The following is a 1,530-nucleotide window of genomic DNA, read 5'->3' as shown; positions in this document are numbered from 1 at the left end:
GAATATATTAATGATAAATGATGGTTAATGCGATAACTTCAGCGGCCGCCATTATAACATGATTGGTGGCCATATTTAGGTTCGACTTACCTTAGTAGCAAGTAGTAGCAAGACGCCCCTTGAATAAAAATCAGTTAATCTCAATATACAAGTGTAAACTTAACTACGAAAATCATGGTTATATGCTAAACTACGTGCGCTTTCGCAGTCTAATCTCCTGACTGCAATGCTAAATCTGAGCGTCTATAGCGCACTGTAACATTGGCAATGATCGATAGGATTATTTATTATGAAACGTTATGAATGTATTGTCTGCGGCTGGATATATGACGAAGAACTCGGCTGCCCCGAAGAAGGCATCGCACCAGGAACTAAATGGGATGACATCCCTGACGACTGGACTTGTCCAGAATGCGGTGTAGGAAAGCTTGATTTTGAGATGGTTGAGCTGTAATAGACGATTCTCTAATTAGGACACTTCATGACGACATCAAATGATATGAATAGTGCCAAAGAAAAGACCAAATCACAGACAATCCTTGATGAAAATATAGGAAACTATCCCACCGCTGAGTGGCAAAAGTTCGGTATACATCAATGGGGTAACTCTGATCTCAGTGATCACCTTTATCAATCAATGATTGATATCGGTGATGGCATCGAGCTGTGTGTTGAAGCCGGCGGTAATCCTAATAATCCGCCCTTATTAATGATTATGGGGCTTGGCTCCCAAATGATTTTTTGGCCAGACAACTTCATCAAACGTCTCATTGATGCAGGTTTTTTTGTGATACGTTTTGATAATCGTGATATTGGTTTGTCCTCTAAAGTACAGATCGAAGGGTTGCCACGTATCAACCAACTAAAAATGATGCTGCGTTTACAAGCTGGCTTATCGAATAAGAGCACACAAGTTGCTTATAATTTAACTGATATGGCAGAAGACACGGTTCGCTTAATTAAGGCGTTGCAGTTAGGAAAGACGCACCTGCTCGGCGCTTCTATGGGTGGCATGATTGCACAAATCGTGGCCGCACGCTATCCAAGCTTAGTACAGCGAATGGCGCTGATGTTTACCACGACCAACCGCGCTTTCCTAAAACCACCCAAGCCAAAGCAGTTATATACCCTCATCAACCGCCCTGAGAGCCATTCTGAGCGCGATATTGTACGGCATAGCGTTTGGTTTATGAAGACAGTCGGTACACCCGGTCATGTCAATGTACGTATGGTGCGTGAGATTGCTAAAATACGATATCAGCGCAACTTCCATCCACTAGGTACTGTGCAGCAGCTTAATGCTATTCTCTCGTCAGGCTCTATCAGTCGATTCAGTAAGCAAGTCAAAGCGCCCACTATCGTATTACATGGCAGTGCGGATGGACTGCTACCTGCCTCACAAGGCCGCGTGGTCGCAAAGACCATTCCTAATGCCTCGTTTTATTTAATCGAAGGCATGGCACATGATATTCCTGAGTATTATCAGCCGTATATGGTTGACTTAATCAGTAACCATTTATTAGAAAATTA

General features: G+C 42.9%; 2 protein-coding genes. Both read left to right on the top strand.

Going from position 1 to position 1,530, the window contains the following annotated elements; genetic code table 11:
- Positions 1–289: 289 nt before the first annotated feature.
- Entirely contained in the window at positions 290–454 is a 165-nt protein-coding gene (locus tag ACT3SX_RS15010; protein WP_192520571.1) for a rubredoxin, read from the top strand.
- A 27-nt stretch (positions 455–481) separates the two neighbouring features.
- The coding region (locus ACT3SX_RS15005; RefSeq protein WP_413469396.1) for an alpha/beta fold hydrolase at positions 482–1,530 on the top strand (1,049 nt) is incomplete at its 3' end.

Source organism: Psychrobacter sp. AOP31-B2-9 (genome assembly GCF_052378005.1).
Lineage (GTDB): Bacteria > Pseudomonadota > Gammaproteobacteria > Pseudomonadales > Moraxellaceae > Psychrobacter.
The sequence above is the reverse complement of the archived record's forward strand: the minus strand, read 5'-3'. Positions and strand labels throughout refer to the sequence as shown.